The following is a 19,669-nucleotide window of genomic DNA, read 5'->3' as shown; positions in this document are numbered from 1 at the left end:
ACCATCTCTCCCGGATTCCGACTTTGCGATGGGCGTCGCCAAGTCCGGGCACTCGCCGGGCTCAGCAGCCGCGTCGAAGGGTGGCCCTCGGCATGGCAACGATTCTGGTGGCCGATGACTCGATCTTCATGAGGAAGAAGATCTCCTCCCTGCTCGCAAGAAACGGATACCAACCGGAGGAAGCGAGCGACGGCGAAGAGGCTTGTGCCAAGTATAACAGGCTCCGGCCTGCGCTGGTGATCATGAACGTCGTGATGCCAGGGATGGACGGGCTCACAGCGACCCGGGTGATTCGCAGCAGCGACCCCAACGCCAGGATCATCGTCATGAGTGCGCTCAAGGGGGAGCACGTTCTGCGGGATGCGATTCGCGCCGGCGCGATGGCTTTCCTGAGCAAACCCGTCGAGCCGTCGCTGCTGCTGCAGCTGGTCCGGTATCTCTCTATAACGGGTCCGGGATGTGAGCCTGCGGACAACGGGCAACAAGCGGTGGAGAGAAGAGATACGTCGACTGGCAGTCCGACCCGGTGCTGAGGGACATCACGGCGCCACTACAAGGCCGGGACGCGGGATGTCGTGGTGAGGTTGTTTTCGCCGGAGAAGATCCAACGAGAGACTGAACAGGCACTTACGGGATGACCCGGCGCAGCGCGCGAAGGGCAACGGGGCGAAACAGGGAAACGGTATCGGATCGCTGACGAGTGGAGGACGGCGGATGAAGGCGGAATTCATCAATCCCTTCCTCGTGGCGGCACAGGAGGTCTTGCAGGCGGAAGCATCAGCAACGGTGCGCAAGGGCACGGCGACGATTCGGAGCTCACCGCTCATGTCCGACGACGTGACGGTTCTCATCGGAGTGGTTGGCCGGGTCAAGGGTGTCGTACTTTACAGCATGTCGGAGAAAACGGCAAAGGAGATCGTCGGGGCGATCATCCGCGAGCCGGTACGGGTACTGGACAGCATGGTGGAGAGCGCGGTCGGCGAGATGGCGAACGTGATCACGGGCCGGGCGAGCATGGAGCTGGAGAAGCTGGGGTACTCGGTGACCATTGCCCCGCCGTCGGTGGTGGTGGGGAAGAACACGGTGATCTCGACACTGCAGATCCGGCGGCTGGTGATTCCGCTCGTGACCCAGTACGGGGACATCGTGGTGCACGTGGCGCTCAGCAAAAGGCAAAGTGGATAGGACGTGTGGGGGTGGCGGCCGGACATGGAACTTCGGGCAGTAGTCACCAACGAACTGGGGCCATGGGTACCGGCCGAGGCGCTGGAAAACGAAACCGAGCGGGTCGTGCACCTGCTGGAGTCGGGGGAACGGCGTGCGGTGGTGCGCACGCCGGAAGGGGAGCTGCGGCTGGTGCTGACGGAAACTGCCTTGTTGGTCGAGCTGCCCAACGGGGCGCGCAAGGTCCGGAGCTTGGCCGGAGCTGAGGGCAGCTGGTAAGCGGCGGGTGCGCCAGGGCAAAAGCGCTTCCCCCACCGGCCTGGAGAAGGCAGCCGTGTTCTTGATCGCCATCGGGCCCGAGCTGGCCGCGCGGGTGTTCCGGCCCATGAATCAGGACGAGGTGGAACTGCTGAGCCTGGAGATCGCCCGGCAGCGTCAGGTGTTGCCGGAGCGGCGGGATAGGGTGCTGCACGAGTTCTACCAGCTGGCCGTGGCGCAGGAGTACATCAGCACGGGCGGGCTGGAGTACGCCAGGGGGTTGCTGGAGAAGGCCCTCGGGCCGGCGAAGGCCGCTGAGATCATGGAGCACCTGGTGGCTTCTCTGCAGGTGCGGCCCTTCGAGTTCGCCCGCAAGGCCGATCCTTCTCAGCTTCTCTCCTTATCTCCACGGGGAACATCCGCAGACGATCGCCCTTGTCCTGGCCTACCTTAAACCCGAGCAGGCCGCGGCCATTCTGTCGGCGCTGCCGCCAGAACTGAAGGTGGACGTGGTCCGGCGGATTGCGATCATGGACCGGACGAGCCCCGACGTAGTCCAGGAAGTGGAGCGGGTTTTGGAGCGCCGGGTGGTGTCGACGGCTGGGGCAGACCTGGCAGCAGCGGGCGGGGTGGACGCGCTGGTCGAGGTGCTGAACCGGGTGGACCGGACCACGGAGCGGACGATCATGGAGTCGCTCTCGGTGCAGAGGCCAGAGCTGGCGGAGGAGGTCAAGAAGCGGCTGTTCCTGTTCGAGGACATCGTCCACCTGGACGACCGGTCCTTGCAACGGGTGCTGCGGGAAGTGGACATGAACCGGGACCTGCCGCTGGCGCTGAAGACCGCGAGCGATGAGGTGAAGCAAAAGATCTTCAGGAACATCTCGAAGCGGGCCGGCGAGAACCTGCGGGAGAACATCGAACTGCTGGGGCCGGTGCGGTTGCGGGACGTGGAAGAGGCCCAGGCGAAGATCGTGGGCATCATCCGGCGGCTGGAGGAACAGGACGAGATCGTTATTCGCCGCGGGAGCAAGGACGAGATCCTCGTGTGAGCGGGCAAGTCGTCTCCCGGGCGCACGGTTTGCAACGCCAGGTCGTTGCATTCACGTAACGCACCCACGCCAGCCGGAGACCGAATGCGGGTAGGTGTTCCCGGAGGAGAGGTCGCGGCGTGACGACTAGCGGGTGGGCAAGTCGGCTTGGGAAGCTGGATCCGGCGCGGTTCACGGTGGTGGCCGCGGCGGTCGAGATGGCCCAGGGGCTGAGCGTGTACCTTCCTGGCTCCGGCCTACGGGCCGCTACGGCCCTTCTTGGCGCATTTCTCGGCCGTCCTCATGGCCGGCGGCGTGGTGCTGCTGGCCTCGCGCCGGTACCGCTGGGCCCCCTGGGTGCGTCGGGTGCTCTTCCTGGTGCCGGCGGTGCCGCGCTGTGCTGACATGGCTTTTTGCCCTGGCCGGGGTATGGACGGGGACCGTGTACTACGCGTTGTTTGCTGTTGCCGTCTTGGTGACAGGATGTGCGGACGAGGCGCGGGGCCGCGTGGACCTTGCGGCGGTGACGCTCGCGGGCATCGAGGCGGTGGTGGGTGCGCTCCTGCTAGCTGTGCCCGGCGCGTTCACGGCACCGTACTACGACCCGATCCGGCCAGCGCTCCGGCTCGTCGGGCTCATGGGCCTCGTGGGGGCAGCCGGCCTGCTGGTGTCGGAGTGGTCTGCGGGCCGGTTGGCCGTCTGGGGATGCCGGATAGTTGGCGCGGTCTTCCCGCTCGTGATCGCGGGCACCCTCTTGCAGACCAGGATCTGGACCGGTGTGACGGCGTGGGGGGCGTGGGTGCCGACCCTGCTGCTGGGCCGGTGGGAAGCCCGGCAAGAGGAGGCGGAAACCCCCACGGAGGGAGAAGCCACCGATGCGGCCGCGGTGGACCGCTTGCTCGAGACGTGGACCTGGTTCCTGGCCGTGGGCGTGGTCGCGACCACGGCGCTGGGCGGCGAGCTGGCGGTGACCGTGCCGTCCGTGGCGCACGCGTCCGTGGCGGCCACAAGCGTCTGGAATTTCGCCGTCCACACGGTCCTCTCGGGTCTTCTCACCCCGGGGCAGCGGGTGCCCTGGCGCATGGGGTTTCTGACCCTGGCAATCGGGGTTCTCCTGGGCAGTGCTGGGTACGCGGGGCACGGGTTCATGATGCTGCTTGTCGTGTTGCCGCCACTGGCCACCCGGATGGCCGGGCTTCGGGGAGGGCTGCGGACGCTCGCTATGGGCCTGGCGGCGGTCACCCTTGAGGAAATCGGGGAAGCGCACGGCGGCGGGCACGGGTACCTGGAGGCTGCGGCTGCCGGAGTGGCCAACGCCGTGATCTTGGCAGTGGCGGCAGGGGTCGGGATTCGCAGCGCAAACGAAATGCGGACGCTGGTGCAGAACCTGCGGGAGGCCCATGAGAGCCTCAACGGGGCCTACGCCGACCTGCCGGTGGCGAACGAAGAGCTCCTCGCCCAACAGGAAGAGCTGGCCGCCCAGCAGCAGCAGATCGAGGCGCAGAACCGGGAGCTCCACCAGCGGCACGAAGAACTCGAGGTCGAGCGGGACCGACTCGCCTCCGCGCTCCGGTCGCTGCAAGAGGAGACCGAGACGCGGAGGCGGCTGGCAGCAATCGTCGAGGAAACGACGGATCTTGTGATCGTCGCGGACACTGCCGGAAGACCCGTCTACTGGAACCGCGCGGCGGCAAGTATACGGGGGCTCGGGACCCGCGCAGGGGGTGCCGCCATCAGTTTCCTTAGACGAACAGCCTGTCCCGGCCCGCGCCTGTCTTCTCGGGGAAGCCATCCCGGCGGCGGTGCAGGCCGGAGTCTGGAAAGGTGAGATGATCCTGGGGACCCATAGCGGCGAGGAAGTGCCGGTCTCCGTAGTGGTCCTGGCCCACAGGGCTGAGGGGCGGGGCGAACCGTTCGTGACGATCCTGGCGCGGGACATCCGGGAGCACAAACAGGTGGAGGTGGTGCTGCGCCGCAACCTGGCCCTGCAACAAGCGCTGCGATCCATCGACCAGGCCCTGGCGCAGGGACGAGGAGCGGAGGACATCCTGGCGATCTTGTGTGCGAAAGCAGCGGCCCTGGGATATGAGGTGTGTGGTGCCCGCCTGGCTGCATCGACGCATGGGTTCCGGCGGGTGGTGTGCGCGGCGCGCTGCGGGCGGCACGGACGTAGCGCCGGCGGGCCAGGCGGAACACAGCGCGGGCACCCCCGACCGGCCGGGGACGTCGACAGGCAGTCCGGTGAAGGAGATCCGCCTGGAGTCGGCGGGGGAGGCACTGGGGGTTCTGGAGGTCCGGCCGCGTGGGGCCGCCCCCGCCCCGGAGGCGCAGCAGGCTCTGGAGATCCTGGTCCAGCATCTGGTCAGCGTCCGCCGGCGGCGGGAAGCCACGGAGGCCGCGATGCGGTTCCGCGCACTGGCAGAGACGACCGCCGAGGGAATCCTGTTGGCCGACCCCGTGGGGCGGATCGTGTACTGCAACCCCGCGGCCGCGCGCATGTTCGGCTACGACCCGAACGGCCTGGTAGGGCGCGTGGTCTCGGTGATTCTGCCGGGCCCGCACGACGAGACGGGGCGGTGGGAACGGGCCGCCGGGTGCCGGTGGAGGGGACGACGAGCCAGATCGACAGCGCTGCCGGTCGCTTCTTTGCCCACATCCTGCGGGACCTTACGGAGCGAAGGCAACTGGAGGCGCAGATGCTGTACCTGGCGGACCACGATTTGGTCACCCGCGTGCTAAACCATCGGCGGTTCGAGGACGAGCTGGCGCGTCAACTGGCCGAGACGCAACGGTACGGCACGCGGGGTGCCGTCCTTTTCATCGATGCCGACGGCTTCAAGGAAGTGAACGACCGCTGGGGGCACCGTGTGGGGGATGCCGTCCTCGCGGACCTGGCGCGGGTTCTGGAAGGGGTGATCGCAACCCGGGCGACCGTGGGGCGGCTTGGCGGGGATGAGTTCGGCGCGATACTGCCAAACAAGGGGCCTGAGGAGGCACAGGGCACCGCGGAGAGCGTCGTGGCGGCTGTTCGGACCCACGAGTTTCCCGGGCCGTCCGAGCCGGTTCGGATCACCGTGAGCGTCGGCGTGGCCTTCTTTCCGGACGACGGGACGACGACGGACGAGATCCTAGTGCGCGCCGACGAAGCGATGTACGATGCGAAGGCCAGTGGCGGAGATGGCTGGCACCGCCACGAGGGTGAGGATCGCCGATCGGTGCCTGGCAAGGCGTCCCGTTCGTGGGAGGACACGATTCAGCAGGCGCTGGCGGCAGACCGGCTGCTCCTCTTCTGCCAGCCCATCGTCGAGCTTGTGACCGGCCGGGTCGCGATGTACGAGCTGCTCGTACGCGTGCAGATCGAGGAGGACGAGGTGCTGCCTCCTGCGGCCTTCCTGGAAGCGGCTGAGCGGACCGGGGCGATCCACCGGATCGATCGATGGGTTCTGCGGCAGGCGATTCACTTGCTGGCATCCCAGCAGAGAGCGGGCCGTCAAGTGCGTTTGGCGGTGAACGTTTCGGGTCGCGCGTTTGAAGATCGGGGTCTTTTGCGGTCATCGCACACGAGCTGACGGTGCAGGGGGCGAGGGCGGCAGACCTGATAGTGGAGATCACGGAGAGCGCGGCGATCACCGACATCCAGGCGGCGAGGCGGTTCGTCAGGTCTCTCAAGCTTCTGGGGCTGCAAGTGGCATCGGACGACTTCGGGGTCGGGTTCTCATCCATCCAGCACCTCAAGCACCTGCCGGCCGATCTGCTCAAGATCGATGGCAGCTTCCGGTACCTGACGCGGGATGCCGTGGACCGGCACCTGGTGCGGACGCTGGCGGAGGCGGCCAAGCGGCTGGGGCTGGAAACCATGGCGGAGTTCGTGGAGGACGGGGAGACCGTCCGGCTGCTCAAGGAGTACGGCGTTCGGTATGGGCAGGGGTATTACTTCGGACGGCCCCGTCCGGTCAGCGAAGTGCTCGGAGACGCTGTGCCCCGGAACTGATCCCTACAGTGTGACTTCTGCCGGCACTTTTGCCGGCCGTATTGAGAGGGGTCGCGGGTCGGACGCCAGAGGTAGCAGGCAGACCCGCCACGCACGGAGAGGTGTCGATTTCAGGATGCGAATTGGGGTGAACGGGTGAGTGATGACGGAATTGACTCGGGAGAACATGGAGGTGCACCAGGTCATCCGGCTGGTTGCTTCGATTCAACGCGTCCAGGACAACTTGTTAGACCAGTACGCACGGGTGAACTGGGGGCTCACGTCGGGGCAGCTGCGGCTTCTTTTGGCCCTTGTACCGGGACGGCCCGTCAGTGGTCGGGAGCTGGCCCGGCGCCTCTTCACTGACCCAGCCAACGTGTCTGGACTGCTAAGGCGGCTCGCGGGCAAAGGGCTGATCTCCATGCACGAGTCCCCTACCGACCGTCGGGTCCAGCTGGTCTCGCTCACTCCCAGCGGAGAAGAAATACAGGCAGAGCACTGGAAGCGCCGCCAGGGCGAGTTGGCGAGCTACGAATACCTCAGGTCCCTGCCGGCCGAAGAGAGGAGCGAGCTTCTACAATCGCTCCTGCGTTACGCGACCCATCTCATAGGTCGCGAGCGAGTCGAAGAGTTGCTCGACGCAGTCGAAGAGGAAGTGCGGCATCATGGCCCAGACACCCATGAATCTGCTAGGAGAGTACGGGTAGGCCCTGAATCGTAGGTGCAGGGGAGGTCCGCGTGGTATCCGCGACACGTTGGACGGTAGCGCTTCGATCTTGGGGAGCAGTGCCCTCAAAGCGGGCGTGCGCGGCGCATTCACGACGCGCTGTCGCCGTGTTCGTTGCTGGGCAAATCAAGTGTCCGAAAGGAGGCGAACGCCTGGTCTGGAGGCCGGCCTGGCTGCTGAGCAGCAGTCAGGTCTCTTGAACCAGGCGATTCCAGGCGAAAGGTGCGGAGATCTGCTTGCTCGCGAGTAAACGGAAGGGCCTACTTGCTTCAGGGATGAAGCGAGTATCCACAACGATGGTGCGGGTTAGCGAAGCCGCATGGCGAATCATAAAGTATCTCTGAGAGCCGGGGAACGACCATGCAAGAAACTGTTGACCGGGCGGCGGAGGAATACCGGCGGAAGGTTTTTTGGAGAAGGAAAACCGAGCCTTCGGGGCGCTGCGGAACGATCCGATGTTGTGGCAGAAAGAACTTGAGGAACGAAGAGCCTGGGATACCGCCACAGTGGATGGGGCTAAGGGCGAGGGGCAGGAATGAAGCAGCCCCATCGCGGTGAAGTGTGGCTGGTGGACCTTGACGCGGCCCGCGGGCATGAACAGGCGGGCAAGCGGCGACGTCTTGTCGTGTCCATCGACCTTTTCAATCGCGGGCCGGCCGAACTGGTTGTTATGGTCTCGATGACCAGCCGGGCGAAGGGAATCCCTTGGCATGTGCCGGTCCATCCGCCTCAAGGCGGTGTGCAGCAGATCAGCTTCATCAAGTGCGAGGACGTGCGGTCGGTGGCAAAGGAGCGGCTTTCGGTCCGACTGGGCGCGGTATCTGTCGAGGCGATGGCCGCCGTGGGGAACCGGCTGCGGATACTATTGGGCCTTTGGCGATACAAGCGGTATTTCGGACGCCGTAGGATTTCTCTGCCGCTTACACGTGTCCAGCGCCTGTAATGCGGGCCGCGTTAACCTCGGTGTCCGGTCGTGCGTGGGCGAACCGGCGCAGGCTGATCCCCTCTTAGACAGGTCCTCGCGCACACGTCCAAGCCGACCTCTGAGCGCGTTGATCCCTGTCAACCGCTACCCTGAAAACTACCCTGAAAACTACCACTAACTTCCAAGTATCGGTCACGCCGCGTTGGGTTCCACGGTAACCTTGTACCCCAAGCTCTGGATGCGCCGAACGGCTTTCCGGATCACCGCAGCCTTGTCCCGCTCGTCGAAGTAGTTGGCGCCAAGGTCCTGGTAGGTGGTACCGTTCCGGAGAATGTGGTACACGATGACGAGAATGGTATGCCCTATGGCCACCGCGGCCCGGTTCGCGCCCCGGCGGGCGGCAAGGCGGTGATACTGAGCCGAAAGGTAGGTGTTGCGGGTAGGAGCTGCAGCCCGGGCGGCTTCGACCAGAGCTTCCCGCAACCAGGGGCTTCCCTTGCGAGTCCGACCGGTCCGGCGTTTGCCAGCACTCTCGTTGTTCCCCGGGCACATCCCCGCCCAGGAGGCCAGGTGGGCTGCGGAAGGGAAACGGCTCACATTAGGGCCGATCTCGGCCAAGAGCATCTCCGCCGTACGCCGGCCGACCCCGGGGATCGTCTCGATCCGGCGCAGGCTCTCCTCGAAAGGGAGCATCCGCTCGTCGATCTCCCGGCTGAGTTCCTCGATCTGCCGGTCCAGAAAGTCGACGTGCTGCAACTGCAGCCGTAGAAGCATCCGCTGGTGCGACCCGATCGCTCCCTGCAGTGCCTGCTCGAGTTGGTCCCGCTTCTCCTGAAGGCGTCCTTTGGCCAACGCGGCGAGGGCAACAGGGTCGGTTTGCCCGGCGATCAGTGCCTCCAGCATGGCCCGGCCGGATTTCCCGAGCACATCCGTGGCTACCGACGCCAGCTTGATGTTGGCGCCCTCCAGGACCTTCTGGATACGGTTGACCACGGTGGTACGTTCCCGGATCAGGGACTTGCGGTAACGCACCAGTTCACGCAGCTCTCGCTCCGGCCGGCTGGGGATGTAGCTTCCCCGTAAAAGGCCGTGCCGGAGGAGTTCGGCGATCCATTCCGCATCTTTCACGTCCGTCTTGCGACCCGGAACCGCCTTGATGTGTTGCGCGTTGACCACCAGCAGTTCGAACTCGTAGCCCTCCAGCACGTTGTAGACGGGCTTCCAGTAGACTCCCGTGCTCTCCATGGCCACGTGCGTCACGCCGCGGCTCTCCAGCCAATCGCCCAGCATGAGCAGGTCCCCGGTCATCGTGCCAAAGGTGCGGGTCTCTTTTCCTTCCGGCGTGATCACACAGGCGGTAACTGTCTTCTTGTGGATGTCCAAACCGGAGCAGCGTTCGTAGACGACCTGCATGGCCCATGCCTCCAGCTCCCAAGCGGATTCCGGCTGGCGCGGCGGCCTCTTTTGCAAGAAAACTACCCTGCGTGCTTACCCCCTATCCGGGGGTAGCGACAGTCCGTGGTGCTCCAAGCCGCCGGGGTCCGTCTATTTGTCGGGCTCGTGGCACCAGCGGAAGCCGACCTCACTTTACCAGCCGGTAAGGCATGGTTCGCTGCCCAGGCCCGTTTTCATCCTGCCGTGGTGCCGCCAAGGCGGCATGAATGTCTATTTGATACATCAATGGGCACATTCACATCGCGCTGGCGCAGGTGCTCGCCCATGCTGTTCGGCTCTTTCAGGCACTGGTGAATCAGTTCGAGGCACTCTTGGATCAAGGATTCCGCCATGTCCCACGACCGCGGCCATGAGCTGGAGCGGCAGACCGTACAGGTGCTGGATCAGCAGCGAATCGAAGGCCTTCAGGTAGGCATCCACACGCCGCGGGTTGTGGTACGTGCGCCGGGAGACCTCGAGCACGGAGAGCCCTTCAGTGCCCGGCGGCCGATCATATCTCATTAACGGCCATGACATCGTCACTGGTCATCTGAGCGTCAGATGGCGCGGGCAGCCGCATTCGGGACCTGTAGCAGCGCCTGGCCACCCACGACCGGTGCCGGGGCCGCCGATTTACCTCCAAGGGCGTGATGCTGCGGGTGGCGGAGATCCTCGGCCACAGGGGTGTGGCGAAGTTCTTCCGGGTGGCGTACGACGGGCGTGAGCTGAGGCTCGAGCGAGACGAAGCGCCCACGGCTGAGGAAGCCCTGCGGGACGGCGAGTTCTTGGTGCAGACCTGTCGGCATGGGACGTGATCCGGGCTTACAAGAACCTGCAGCGGGTGGAGACGGCTTTTCGTGAACTGAAGGACTTCCTCCGCATCCGCCCTGTCTACCACTGGAACGAGCAGTGGGTTCGGGGGTACGTCTTCCTCTGCGTACAGGCGTACCTGTTTGAGCAGTGGATGGAGGTGCTCTCCGCCCGGCACGTGGAGGTCCGACTGGCCGAGGCCGCCCGGATGGCCGATCCCGCCGCCCGGGAGGAGGAGGTTCGCCGGTTGCAGAGCTCCCGGCTGACGGAGCGGCGCATCCTGGACCTTCTCGGTCAGGTGCATGCCACGGCGCAGACCTTCGTGGGGAAGGCGTTCTGCGCCGTGACGACCCCGAACCCCCAGGTGGGGCACGTGCTCAAGGCTGTCGATGTTCCACCCCGCCCCGACTCCTGCCACGTTGACACCAGTCGCTTCCCACGGGCTTGGCCCCCCCCGGGTTCCCGGGCGCTTCCCCGGGGCCTGGGGGCTTGTGATGCACGTCACTACGGAACGGCTTGTTCATGCGGTCGCTGTCAAAGTTGGTAAACAACGTAGTTATTCGCCGATCAAGATGTCGCCGCCACACGATGATATAGAGGCAATCGATAGAGACAATCAATGGATAAGAGGGCAGTCATTGATTGTATCTATAGATAAAATCAATGGCTTGACCTTGTGCCATTGAATAAACCTATACTATCGCTAAGGCGGGTGTCAGGATCTGGAGCGTAGTGCCCATGGCCAACTGGTCAAAGCTGCGGTGTTTCGTGTGGGCTAGCGCATGGATGGTCCTCGTGCTTGCGAAAACCGTATGGGGTGCTCCCCTGGAGCGTTCGTTTCAGTCCGCAGTGCTCCCCGGTCAAACTGCCGGGTGGCAGGGGAAGCCGGGTTTAGGTCCGGACGGGCCGGTGGATTCCCCCAGTGTCAGCGGAAAGAAAAAAAGCGGTGACGCCTCCGGAGAGGAAGAGCATGAGGCCTCCGGGTCCCAGTCCGCGCCGCCGGAGGAGGCACCGGATTCAGCTTCGGATGAGACGACCGAACGGGAACTTAAAGAGGAGGAGAACGGGGAGCCGGTGGAGTTCCGCGGCAGTCCCGGGGAAGAAGGTCGTAACAAATCCGGGAAAGAGGCTCATCAAACTCCAACACCCGGGCCCCCCGGACAAGGAGGCGGGAATGGTGACCGGACTGCACCCACTGTGCACCCCGGCGTTTCGGGTGGCGTGCAGCGTGGAATTCCCCGTTCGCACGCTGCAAAACCGAAACGGAGGATTGTACTGCTACTTGATGACGGGGCAGGGGCCAGGACGATCAACCTGGGGGACGCGGAGCCGGGAGCTGTCGTGGAATTCAAGGTGAGCGGGCGCGTGATTAGTAACGTGTATTGGCGACTTGCTTATACTGCCTCGGACTTTTCCTCGACCACGGGGAAGTCGTTCCCGATCTCTCACTTGGCCTACGGCGGGACGGATCTGGACGGACTTACTCCGCTCACACCGGCAGGAGACATTTATCCGCTCCGTCCTCCCACCGGAGAAGCTGGTTATGCGTTCGAGCACGTCTTTGTTCTCACTTTCCCGGAAGACGCGGAGCCAGGACCGTACAGTACGGAAATTCGCTACGCCGCTCTTCCGGTTGATCAACCTCCGCTGGGGAAGGACGGTGGGAAAGCGAACAAGGGTGAAAAGAATGACAAAGAGACCGGAGAATCCAAGGGGAAAGGGGGGAATAGCGGATGAAGACCAGGGTTGGTATGGATCTCATTCTGGGTTCGATCCTGCTGGCTGTCGCCCTGGTCCTAGGGCTGTCGGTCGATCGCCCAGCGCGCGCGGCGACCATCAACGTTTCGGCAACACTCAAGCCGAAGATCGTCCTGACCATGCCCGATTCCGCGGCGAACTTTGGCGCCCTCGATCCCGGGGTGGCGGGGTCGGACAGCGTGGCCGGGAACGTGAAGGCCAACGTGACCTGGACCCTCACCTATAGTGCCACGGATCTGTCGGACGGGACCAACATAGTCAGCATCAGCAACATGACATACCAGGGCACCAACATCGCCACTCCGCAAACGTTCTCAACTTTAGGAGGAACGATCTACTCTGCGCAGCCCCCCACGCCTAACAACGGCTTCGACTTCACCCACACCTACACGCTGACTTTCCCGTGGGCCGCGGTACCGAGCACGTATACGGGCACCGTGACCTACACGGCGACCCAGTGAGGTGGGCCGCCATGACGTACCTGCTTGGACGTTGGACGCAGTTCTCACTGGTTGTTGCCGCCGTCGCCGTCTTCTGGCTCTTTCCGATCCCTGCAGGAGCAGTGGTCGGAATCGGTGTTACGCCTACTCAGGTAAGCGTTGAAATCGACCCAGGCGGCTCTGCCTCAGGCGTGATCACGGTCTCTAACGAGGGAGACGTGCCGCTGTCCGTCAGGGCCTACGCAATGGAGCGGAGGAAGGACGAGAGCGGACTTCGGTTTCTGGATCCGGGAGACCCTCGGATTTCGGCAGCCCGGTGGCTCGTGATGAAGCCGGAGACCTTCTGGCTCTCCCCGCGAACCGCCCAAGAGGTGCGCTGGGAGGTGCGGGCGCCTCCCAGCGCACCACCAGGAGACCACGTAGCTATGGCTTTCTTCGAATACGCTCCCCCTTCCCCGAGTGACGGTGGATCGAAGATGGTAATCGGTGGTCGCGTGGGGACGATCTTGGCCGTCCGGGTACCTGGGCAGGTCGTTGAGGCGGCTCGAATCGTCTCATTCGGGCTTGAGCGGCGTACTGTTGTCTGGCGGTTCCCACAAATCCTCGGTTGGAAGATGAAGCCCGTGGTCTGGCAGCTTCCCTGGGTGCCGGTGGCGAATAATCCGCCCGTTCCTGTTTTCGCCCACGTTATTTGTCGCCGCGTTGACCGGAGTGGTTGGCGCTGGAAGGGGACCAGGAGATAGGTGTGGAAGAGCCTGGGGAGGTCGAGCCTCCCCGTTTTCGCGTGGGAGGTGGAAATAAAGACACCTGCCCCGGGCCGAATTTCCCAGCCGAGCCCCGGGGCAGGCTTCAGAGGAGTTACCTCTGCGTGTCCATCATACTGCCCCTTGCGGTCTCAGTCAAAGCGTACTTACGCCGGTACGGCCGTGACGGGCCCGCACTGGCGCTTCGTTGTGCAGGCTGCGGCCGGCAGATGCGGAAACATGGCGCCCACCATCGGTCGGCGGTCACTCGCCGGCGCATCTACCGCATTCCCATCTACCGCTGGTTCTGTCCCCGGTGCAAGCACACGTGCTCGGTCTTGCCGGACTTTCTACGTCCGTACGCCCGCTTTGTCACGCTGCTGCGGGAAGTGGTCGTGCGCCGGCGCCTTCAGCGAGGAAGGTCGTGGAGGGATCTCACCTGGGAAATCAGTTCACCGGCGGTCAGTGTGGTGTCGGAGCGCACGCTGCGCCGGTGGGTGCGCACGGTTCGCAGTATCGCGGGGAATTGGGGACAGTTCCTGACCGCCTGGCTGCTGGAACAGCGACCCGCCGTCGACGTTTTCACGCTGGTCCCCCGCCACGAGGGTCCCGACGCCACCTTTCATTTTTTGCTCGCGCTGGGTGACTGGCTCCGGCGGCAGATGTCCGTGGACCCTGCCCGCCACCGTGGGCTGTTTGCGTTCCTGAACGGCTTTTGCGAGGCCCCGGCGCCTCTGTGAGGTACGGCTCCCCCCCACCACAAACTTTGTCCCTCCCGGCTGGCTCGGCGTGCCGGCCATAATGGCGGCAACGACGCCAGCAGGGGAGGGATTCCATGGACGAGCAGCAGCGGGAAGAGATCGCCACGTTCCGCTGGAGCCTCATCGCCCCCGTACTGACCCAGAACCTGAGCCCGTCCGAGCGCCAGCGCCTGTTGCGGGAGATCGCCGGGCACCCGCACGAGATCCCTTCCAGTGACAAGACCCGAGTCGGGCTCAGGACGCTGCAGCGCTGGGTCCAGGCCTACCGGCAGCACGGGTTCGAGGGGCTCAAACCGCACACCCGGGCGGATGCGGACCAGGGCCGGGCCGTTCCCCCGGAGGTCCTGGAAGCGGCGATCGCCTTGCGGCGGGCGGTGCCCGACCGTAGTGTGCAACAGATCATCGCCTTGCTCGAGCTGGACGGAAAGGTCGCACCCGGGCGTCTCAAACGCACCACCCTGGGCCGCTACCTGGCCCGGGCAGGCTGCACCCGCCAGGAGTTGCGCAGCAAAGCCGCCCGGAGTTTGCTCCGCCGGTTTGAGGCCCAACACCGCAACGACCTGTGGCAAGGAGACGTCCTGCACGCCCTGTCGCTGCCGGTGCCGGGACAACCCGGGAAGCGGCGCCAAGTCTACCTCATGGCTTTCCTCGACGACCATAGCCGAGTCGTTTACGGCCAGATGTATTTCGAGGAGAAGCTCCCCCGCCTGGAGGACTGCCTCAAACGCACCATCCTCCGCTACGGCCTGCCCCGCCAGATCTACGTGGACAACGGGGCGATCTACTCCACCCGCCACCTGGCCCGGATCTGCGCCAAGCTCGGGATCCGCCTCAGCCACTCCCGCCCCTACCGACCCCAGGGGCGGGGAAAGGTTGAAAAGTTTTTCCAGTACGTCCGCCGCAGCTTTGTACCCGAAGCGCACGCGCTGGTCGAAGCCGGCCAGCTCCGCACCCTGGACGAACTCAACGAGTTCTTCTGGGCCTGGCTCGAGGTGGCCTACCTCAGTCGCCCCCACGGCAGCACCCACCAGACCCCCCGCCAGCGGTTCGAGGCGGACACCGAGCCCTTGCGCCGCATCGACCCTACGGCCCTGCGGGAGGTGTTCCTCTGGGAGGAGCAGCGGGTCGTCGACAAGACCGGATGCTTCTCCCTGCATGGGAACCGCTACGAGGTCGACGCCGCCCTCAGCGGCCACCGGGTGCTCCTGCGCTACGACCCCTACGACCTCAGCCAGATCCAGGTCTGGCACGAGGGAAAGCGTTTCCCGGACGCTGCCCCCCTCCAGCTCCGCCGCACTCACCACCACGCCGTCCCTGCCCCGGCCCAACCCCCGTCCAGCGACGGGATGAACTTCCTCACCCTGGCCCGCAAGCACCACGAGGCCGAGAAGCAGCGCCGCCTGGGTCAGACCTCTTACGCTCGCCTGGTCGGCCACAAGGACGGTGAGCCGTCACGCTGACCGAGTACTTCGGCCTCAAAGCGGTGCCCTTCGCCAGGGAGATTCCCACCGACCGGCTGTTCCCCGCTCCCCAGCACCAGGAACTGCTTGCTCGCCTCCAGTACGCCATCCGCCACCGCGCGTTCGCGGTCGTCACGGGTGAGGTCGGCGCCGGGAAGTCCACCGCCATCCGGGCCCTGTACGATCAGCTCGACCGGACCCGCCACCTGTTCGTGTACATCGCCGACTCCCGTCTCACCCCCAGCGCGTTCTACCGAGACGTGCTCACCCAGCTTGGGGTGGCCCCGCCTTCTCTGTTCCACGGGCGGGAGGTGAAACGGCTTTTCGAGCGCACCATCCTGGACGGTTACACCACCAACGGCCGTCAGCCAGTGATCGTCATCGACGAGGCCCACCTCCTCAGCGGCGCCATGCTCCAGGAGGTCCGCTTCCTCCTGAACTTCCACATGGACTCCATCTCGCCGCTGACGTTCATCCTCGCCGGCCAGAGCGAACTCCGGGGGCTGCTCCGGCTTCGCACCTTCGAGGCCATCGCCCAGCGGGTTCAGGTGCGCTTCCACCTCACCGGCCTCGGGGAGGCCGAGACTCTGGCCTACATCCAGCACCATCTCCACCTGGCCGGCGCCGACCGGCCCCTCTTCTCCGAGCAGGCCCTGCGCAAGATCGTCACGGAGTCCCGGGGCATCCCGCGGGTCATCAACACGATCTGCACGAGCTGCCTCCTGGACGCTTGCGCCCATGACCAGCGCCTAGTGGAGGAGGCCCACGTCGAGCGGGTGCTGCTCGAGCTGCAGGATACCCAGGCCCCCAGAGGAGGTAGCCCGTGGTGACAGATTCTGGCCTGCAACACGCCGGGGTTTCGCTGCGGCTTTACGGGTACGAGATCACCGACCTGCTCGACCTGCTGGAGGCCGCCATCCGGCAGGCCACGACCGGAGATGGGGTCCGGCGCGGCCAGGCGGTCACGGCGTTCATCCTGAGTTACCGTCTGCTCCACCGGTTACGGAACCTGAAGAGCCGGCCCACGTGCCGGCTCGACCTTCCCGTCTTCCGGTACATCGAGGACTACGAGGCTTGGTGGTGGCGCCTCTACCGGGAGTTCGTTCACAGCCCCGGGGTCAACCACCCGTACGGCCCCGGCGGATTCTAGTGGCTGCCGGCCCTGCATTTCGGACTCTGGGGCGCATCCTTACCACGGGCTGCGCCCCTTCAGCGCCAGTGGGCCGGTCACATCTCATGAACGGCCATGACATCGTCGCTGGTCACCGGAGCGACAAATAACGCGGTCAGCAACACGTTCCCCTGCAACTGGTCCTGGAGAACCGCGGCAACGTGCAGATTGAACCGGAGGGAGAGGTGGCCCTTTACGACATTTTCGGGCGCCAGGCCGGAAGGGTGAGGGTCCAGTCCCGGCAACCCATCTACCCGAACGACACAAGCCGGCTGGAGATCGTATGGGAAGACGCACCCTTGGCGGGGCTTTTCCGGGCTCACCTTATCCTACGCTTCGGTTCGACCGGCAAGCTGGAGGGTGAGGCGTGGCTAGGCGTGCTTCCGTGGAGGCAGGGGTTGGGATTGCTGGCGGCCCTGGTCGGAACCACCATGCTGCGCCGCAGCTGGAGGACGCAGAGAAGTCGGAATGGACCTGGTCTTCCGGAAGGCTCGCAGCCCTCGATTCCGACCGCGTCCGTTCCCCCCTCGCCGGGTGGACTTGCCAGCGGCGCCGACCCTGCGATGGCGCCCGGCGTGTCTTCGTTTCCACCCCGCCGGCTGCGGAAAGATCCCCGAGGATACGCCCCCCGAAGGGTTCCTCCGTCCGGTTGGGTTGTTCGCGGACGGCATCCGGCTGCCTCCTGGGCAGGGCAAGCCGGGGCGGGAATGTTTACTCCGTCCCCTTTGAACTCAGATCTAGCCGCGGTTTCCACCGAACTCGGCCATGTGGACGGACCCGCTCAATGGGGTTTGGAGGGAGACACGGTCCGGGTGAAGTTGCTCAAGCAAGCCCTGATGGAGTTTCGGGGAAAGATTCGGCAATTATCACAAGAAGCTGATAGCCTATTCGAGATGATTCTGGCATGGGAGACGTACGCTTCCTCGTCCCATCACGCACCGGGCGAAACACCCGCGTCGAAGGGTGGCCTTCGCAATGGCAACGATTCTGGTGACCGATGACTCGATTTTCATGAGGAGGAAGATATCGTACCAGCTTGTAAGAAACGGGTATCAGCCCGAGGAAGCGAGCAGTGGCGAAGAGGCTTGTGCCAAGTATAGCAAGCTCCGGCCTGCGCTGGTGATCATGAACGTCGTGATGCCAGGGATGGACGGGCTCACGGCGACCCGGGCGATCCGCAGCAGTGATCCGAACGCCCGGATTATCGTCATGAGTGCACTCAAGGGGGACCGCGTTCTGCGAGATGCAATTCGCGCTGGCGCGATGGCTTTCCTGAGCAAACCCGTCGAGCCATCGCTGTTGCTGCAGCTAGTCCGGTCTCTCCTTCCCCAGAACGGGGCATTTGTCAAGGATCCGTAACTGGGGGCGTGGGGTGAATCATGGACTCTGATCTTGTCCATTCGTTCTTGGTCGCTGCTCACGACATCTTGACTGCAGAGGATCTCTCACCAGTTCGCGTTGGTGCGGTGACCACCGTGGACTCCCCGCTGGTATCGCATGAGGTCTCCGTGCTCATCGGGATGACAGGCCGTCAAGGTGGAGTCGTGGTCCTATACGGGATGTCTGGCACGACGGCCAAGGGGCTTGTGAGTGTCATGATGGGAGGACCGGTGCAGGCGCGGGATGCCCTGGTGCAGAGTGCTGTCGGCGAGATAGGGAACATGATCGCAGGCCGCGCGGCCATGGAACTGGCAAAAAGAGGGCGAGACGTGAATATCACACCACCACTGATCGTAGTGGGAGAGAAGCGGATTTCCAGGTCGAACGTCAGGCGTCTGGTGATCCCGTTTACTACCAGCAGCGGGGACATCCTGATTCACCTAGCACTGGCTGAGGCCTTTCGAGCAGGACGGGTGTCGAAAGGCGTTGATCATGGGTTGGTAAGATTTGCTGCGGAAGGGTAGAGCAGGGGTTGGAACCCACCGCGGCAGGTGAAAGGCGGGCGTGCGTTCACGCAGCGTTGGTATGCTCGACGGGGTGGAGAAAGCCGCCCTGTTTCTGATCGCAATCGGCCCGCAGTTGGCAGCGCGGGTGTTTCAGCACCTGAGGCAGGACGAGGTGGAGCTCCTCAGCCTCGTGATCGCCAGACGGCAACAGGTGTCCCGGGCTGTACAGGATGCCGTGATGCATGAGTTTTACCAGTTGGCCGCGGCCCAGACGCACGTTGTCAGGGGCGGGATTGAATATGCCCGGTCGTTGTTGGAAAGGGTGCTGCCGGCAGCCAAGGCCAAGGAGGTCGTGGACCGGCTGACGGCATCCCTGCAGACCAGGCCGTTTAACGTTGCCCGGAAGGCCGATCCCGGCCAGCTTCTGTCTTTCATTCAAGGGGAACACTCGCAGACAATTGCCCTGGTGCTGGCCCACTTGCAGCCTGATCAGGCCGCAGTGGTCCTGTCTGCCCTGCCGCCGGAGCGCCAAGTAGAGGTGGTCCAGCGGATCGCGCACATGGACTGGACCAGCCCGGACATTCTGCGGGAAGTGGAGCAGGTGCTGGAGCGGAAGCTGGCGTCGCTGGTTAGCGAAGACCTTGCGGCGGCGGGGGGCGTGGAAAGCCTAGTGGAAATCCTGAACCACGTGGACCGGACAACCGAGCGGACGATCATGGAGTGGCTCTCGGTGCAGAGCCCGGAGCTGGCGGAGGAGGTCAAGAAGCGGCTGTTCCTGTTCGAGGACATCGTGCGTCTGGACGACCGGTCGCTGCAACGGGTGCTGCGGGAAGTGGACATGAACAGGGACCTGCCGCTGGCGTTGAAAACCGCGAGCGACGAGGTGAAGCAAAAGATCTTCAGGAACATCTCGAAGCGGGCCGGCGAGAACCTGCGGGAGAACATCGAACTGCTTGGGCCGGTGCGGCTGCGGGACGTGGAAGAAGCGCAGGCGAAGATCGTGAACATCATCCGGCGGCTGGAGGAGCAGGAGGAGATTGTCATCAGCCGTGGGGGCAAGGACGAGGTCCTCGTGTGAACGTATGGGCGTCGTTCAGGGAACGGACAGGGTCGGTGCTCTTTTCTGGTTAGTTC

General features: G+C 64.5%; 20 protein-coding genes and 2 pseudogenes. 21 read left to right on the top strand and 1 reads right to left on the bottom strand.

What is annotated here, in order from left to right; genetic code table 11:
* Positions 1 to 92 precede the first annotated feature (92 nt).
* The 10 genes and pseudogenes from caldi_RS06930 to caldi_RS06890 all read left to right on the top strand — a co-directional run bounded on the left by caldi_RS06930 (position 93) and on the right by caldi_RS06890 (position 8,090).
* Positions 93 to 533: a response regulator gene (locus tag caldi_RS06930; protein WP_264844380.1), complete on the top strand. Its 441-nt coding sequence runs from the start codon at positions 93 to 95 to the stop codon at positions 531 to 533.
* Positions 534 to 714: 181 nt separating this feature from the next.
* Positions 715 to 1,185 carry a chemotaxis protein CheX gene (locus caldi_RS06925; RefSeq protein WP_264844379.1) on the top strand — a complete coding sequence of 157 codons (471 nt, stop codon included), beginning with the start codon at positions 715 to 717 and terminating at the stop codon, positions 1,183 to 1,185.
* A 24-nt stretch (positions 1,186 to 1,209) separates the two neighbouring features.
* Positions 1,210 to 1,443, top strand: coding sequence for a hypothetical protein (locus caldi_RS06920; RefSeq protein WP_264844378.1), 234 nt, complete (start codon positions 1,210 to 1,212; stop codon positions 1,441 to 1,443).
* Positions 1,444 to 1,450: 7 nt separating this feature from the next.
* Positions 1,451 to 2,471: pseudogene (gene fliG, locus caldi_RS06915) on the top strand (flagellar motor switch protein FliG).
* A gap of 376 nt (positions 2,472 to 2,847) precedes the next feature.
* Positions 2,848 to 4,278: a PAS domain-containing protein gene (locus caldi_RS06910; protein ID WP_264844377.1), complete on the top strand. Its 1,431-nt coding sequence runs from the start codon at positions 2,848 to 2,850 to the stop codon at positions 4,276 to 4,278.
* 257 nt (positions 4,279 to 4,535) lie between these two features.
* Positions 4,536 to 5,015, top strand: a pseudogene (locus caldi_RS17745) (PAS domain-containing protein); the annotation flags it as partial.
* An 11-nt stretch (positions 5,016 to 5,026) separates the two neighbouring features.
* Positions 5,027 to 6,019, top strand: a complete 993-nt coding sequence (locus tag caldi_RS06905) for a bifunctional diguanylate cyclase/phosphodiesterase (RefSeq protein ID WP_264844376.1) — start codon at positions 5,027 to 5,029, stop codon at positions 6,017 to 6,019.
* Positions 6,020 to 6,051: 32 nt separating this feature from the next.
* On the top strand, positions 6,052 to 6,441 hold the full coding sequence (locus caldi_RS06900) for an EAL domain-containing protein (RefSeq protein WP_264844375.1): 390 nt from the start codon (positions 6,052 to 6,054) through the stop codon (positions 6,439 to 6,441).
* Between the two features lie 172 nt (positions 6,442 to 6,613).
* Positions 6,614 to 7,141, top strand: coding sequence for a MarR family winged helix-turn-helix transcriptional regulator (locus caldi_RS06895; RefSeq protein ID WP_264844374.1), 528 nt, complete (start codon positions 6,614 to 6,616; stop codon positions 7,139 to 7,141).
* 541 nt (positions 7,142 to 7,682) lie between these two features.
* A complete protein-coding gene (locus tag caldi_RS06890) occupies positions 7,683 to 8,090 on the top strand; it encodes a type II toxin-antitoxin system PemK/MazF family toxin (protein ID WP_264844373.1) in 408 nt (135 codons plus the stop codon).
* A gap of 174 nt (positions 8,091 to 8,264) precedes the next feature.
* Here the strand turns inward: caldi_RS06890 and caldi_RS06885 are convergent, their stop codons facing one another.
* Entirely contained in the window at positions 8,265 to 9,485 is a 1,221-nt protein-coding gene (locus caldi_RS06885) for an IS110 family RNA-guided transposase (protein WP_264844372.1), read from the bottom strand.
* Between the two features lie 671 nt (positions 9,486 to 10,156).
* On the opposite strand from caldi_RS06885, the gene caldi_RS06880 reads away from it, so the two are divergent.
* From caldi_RS06880 to fliG (caldi_RS06830), 11 genes are all read left to right on the top strand, one after another.
* Positions 10,157 to 10,321, top strand: coding sequence for a hypothetical protein (locus caldi_RS06880; RefSeq protein WP_264844371.1), 165 nt, complete (start codon positions 10,157 to 10,159; stop codon positions 10,319 to 10,321).
* Positions 10,318 to 10,863, top strand: a complete 546-nt coding sequence (locus caldi_RS06875; protein ID WP_264844370.1) for a hypothetical protein — start codon at positions 10,318 to 10,320, stop codon at positions 10,861 to 10,863. Before caldi_RS06880 ends, caldi_RS06875 begins: the two co-directional genes overlap by 4 nt.
* Positions 10,864 to 12,049: 1,186 nt before the next feature.
* Complete coding sequence (locus caldi_RS06870; protein WP_264844369.1) at positions 12,050 to 12,535, top strand: hypothetical protein; 486 nt, start codon at positions 12,050 to 12,052, stop codon at positions 12,533 to 12,535.
* A gap of 11 nt (positions 12,536 to 12,546) precedes the next feature.
* Positions 12,547 to 13,257, top strand: a complete 711-nt coding sequence (locus caldi_RS06865) for a hypothetical protein (protein WP_264844368.1) — start codon at positions 12,547 to 12,549, stop codon at positions 13,255 to 13,257.
* Positions 13,258 to 13,382: 125 nt separating this feature from the next.
* A complete protein-coding gene (locus caldi_RS06860) occupies positions 13,383 to 13,997 on the top strand; it encodes a DUF6431 domain-containing protein (protein ID WP_264843435.1) in 615 nt (204 codons plus the stop codon).
* A 95-nt stretch (positions 13,998 to 14,092) separates the two neighbouring features.
* On the top strand, positions 14,093 to 15,478 hold the full coding sequence (locus caldi_RS06855) for a DDE-type integrase/transposase/recombinase (protein WP_264841556.1): 1,386 nt from the start codon (positions 14,093 to 14,095) through the stop codon (positions 15,476 to 15,478).
* A gap of 23 nt (positions 15,479 to 15,501) precedes the next feature.
* Positions 15,502 to 16,308 carry an ExeA family protein gene (locus caldi_RS06850; protein WP_264841555.1) on the top strand — a complete coding sequence of 269 codons (807 nt, stop codon included), beginning with the start codon at positions 15,502 to 15,504 and terminating at the stop codon, positions 16,306 to 16,308.
* Positions 16,305 to 16,628, top strand: a complete 324-nt coding sequence (locus caldi_RS06845; protein WP_264843437.1) for a hypothetical protein — start codon at positions 16,305 to 16,307, stop codon at positions 16,626 to 16,628. The genes caldi_RS06850 and caldi_RS06845 overlap by 4 nt, the downstream gene beginning before the upstream one ends.
* A gap of 996 nt (positions 16,629 to 17,624) precedes the next feature.
* Complete coding sequence (locus caldi_RS06840) at positions 17,625 to 18,008, top strand: response regulator (protein WP_264844367.1); 384 nt, start codon at positions 17,625 to 17,627, stop codon at positions 18,006 to 18,008.
* Between the two features lie 20 nt (positions 18,009 to 18,028).
* Positions 18,029 to 18,553 carry a chemotaxis protein CheX gene (locus tag caldi_RS06835; protein WP_264844366.1) on the top strand — a complete coding sequence of 175 codons (525 nt, stop codon included), beginning with the start codon at positions 18,029 to 18,031 and terminating at the stop codon, positions 18,551 to 18,553.
* Between the two features lie 61 nt (positions 18,554 to 18,614).
* Entirely contained in the window at positions 18,615 to 19,613 is a 999-nt protein-coding gene (fliG, locus tag caldi_RS06830) for a flagellar motor switch protein FliG (protein ID WP_264844749.1), read from the top strand.
* Positions 19,614 to 19,669 lie beyond the last annotated feature (56 nt).

Origin of the sequence: Caldinitratiruptor microaerophilus, assembly GCF_025999835.1 — a bacterium.
GTDB lineage: Bacteria > Bacillota > Sulfobacillia > Symbiobacteriales > ZC4RG38 > Caldinitratiruptor > Caldinitratiruptor microaerophilus.
This window is presented reverse-complemented; position numbering and strand designations above follow the sequence as displayed.

Excerpts from the sequence above, each read along its gene's own strand:
- caldi_RS06930 (WP_264844380.1), top strand. The coding sequence starts at position 93 with ATGGCAACGATTCTGGTGGCCGATGACTCGATCTTCATGAGGAAGAAG.
- caldi_RS06925 (WP_264844379.1), top strand. The coding sequence starts at position 715 with ATGAAGGCGGAATTCATCAATCCCTTCCTCGTGGCGGCACAGGAGGTC.
- caldi_RS06920 (WP_264844378.1), top strand. The coding sequence starts at position 1,210 with ATGGAACTTCGGGCAGTAGTCACCAACGAACTGGGGCCATGGGTACCG.
- caldi_RS06890 (WP_264844373.1), top strand. The coding sequence starts at position 7,683 with ATGAAGCAGCCCCATCGCGGTGAAGTGTGGCTGGTGGACCTTGACGCG.
- caldi_RS06885 (WP_264844372.1), bottom strand. The coding sequence starts at position 9,485 with ATGCAGGTCGTCTACGAACGCTGCTCCGGTTTGGACATCCACAAGAAG.
- caldi_RS06880 (WP_264844371.1), top strand. The coding sequence starts at position 10,157 with ATGCTGCGGGTGGCGGAGATCCTCGGCCACAGGGGTGTGGCGAAGTTC.
- caldi_RS06870 (WP_264844369.1), top strand. The coding sequence starts at position 12,050 with ATGAAGACCAGGGTTGGTATGGATCTCATTCTGGGTTCGATCCTGCTG.
- caldi_RS06865 (WP_264844368.1), top strand. The coding sequence starts at position 12,547 with ATGACGTACCTGCTTGGACGTTGGACGCAGTTCTCACTGGTTGTTGCC.
- caldi_RS06855 (WP_264841556.1), top strand. The coding sequence starts at position 14,093 with ATGGACGAGCAGCAGCGGGAAGAGATCGCCACGTTCCGCTGGAGCCTC.
- caldi_RS06840 (WP_264844367.1), top strand. The coding sequence starts at position 17,625 with ATGGCAACGATTCTGGTGACCGATGACTCGATTTTCATGAGGAGGAAG.
- caldi_RS06835 (WP_264844366.1), top strand. The coding sequence starts at position 18,029 with ATGGACTCTGATCTTGTCCATTCGTTCTTGGTCGCTGCTCACGACATC.
- fliG (WP_264844749.1), top strand. The coding sequence starts at position 18,615 with ATGCTCGACGGGGTGGAGAAAGCCGCCCTGTTTCTGATCGCAATCGGC.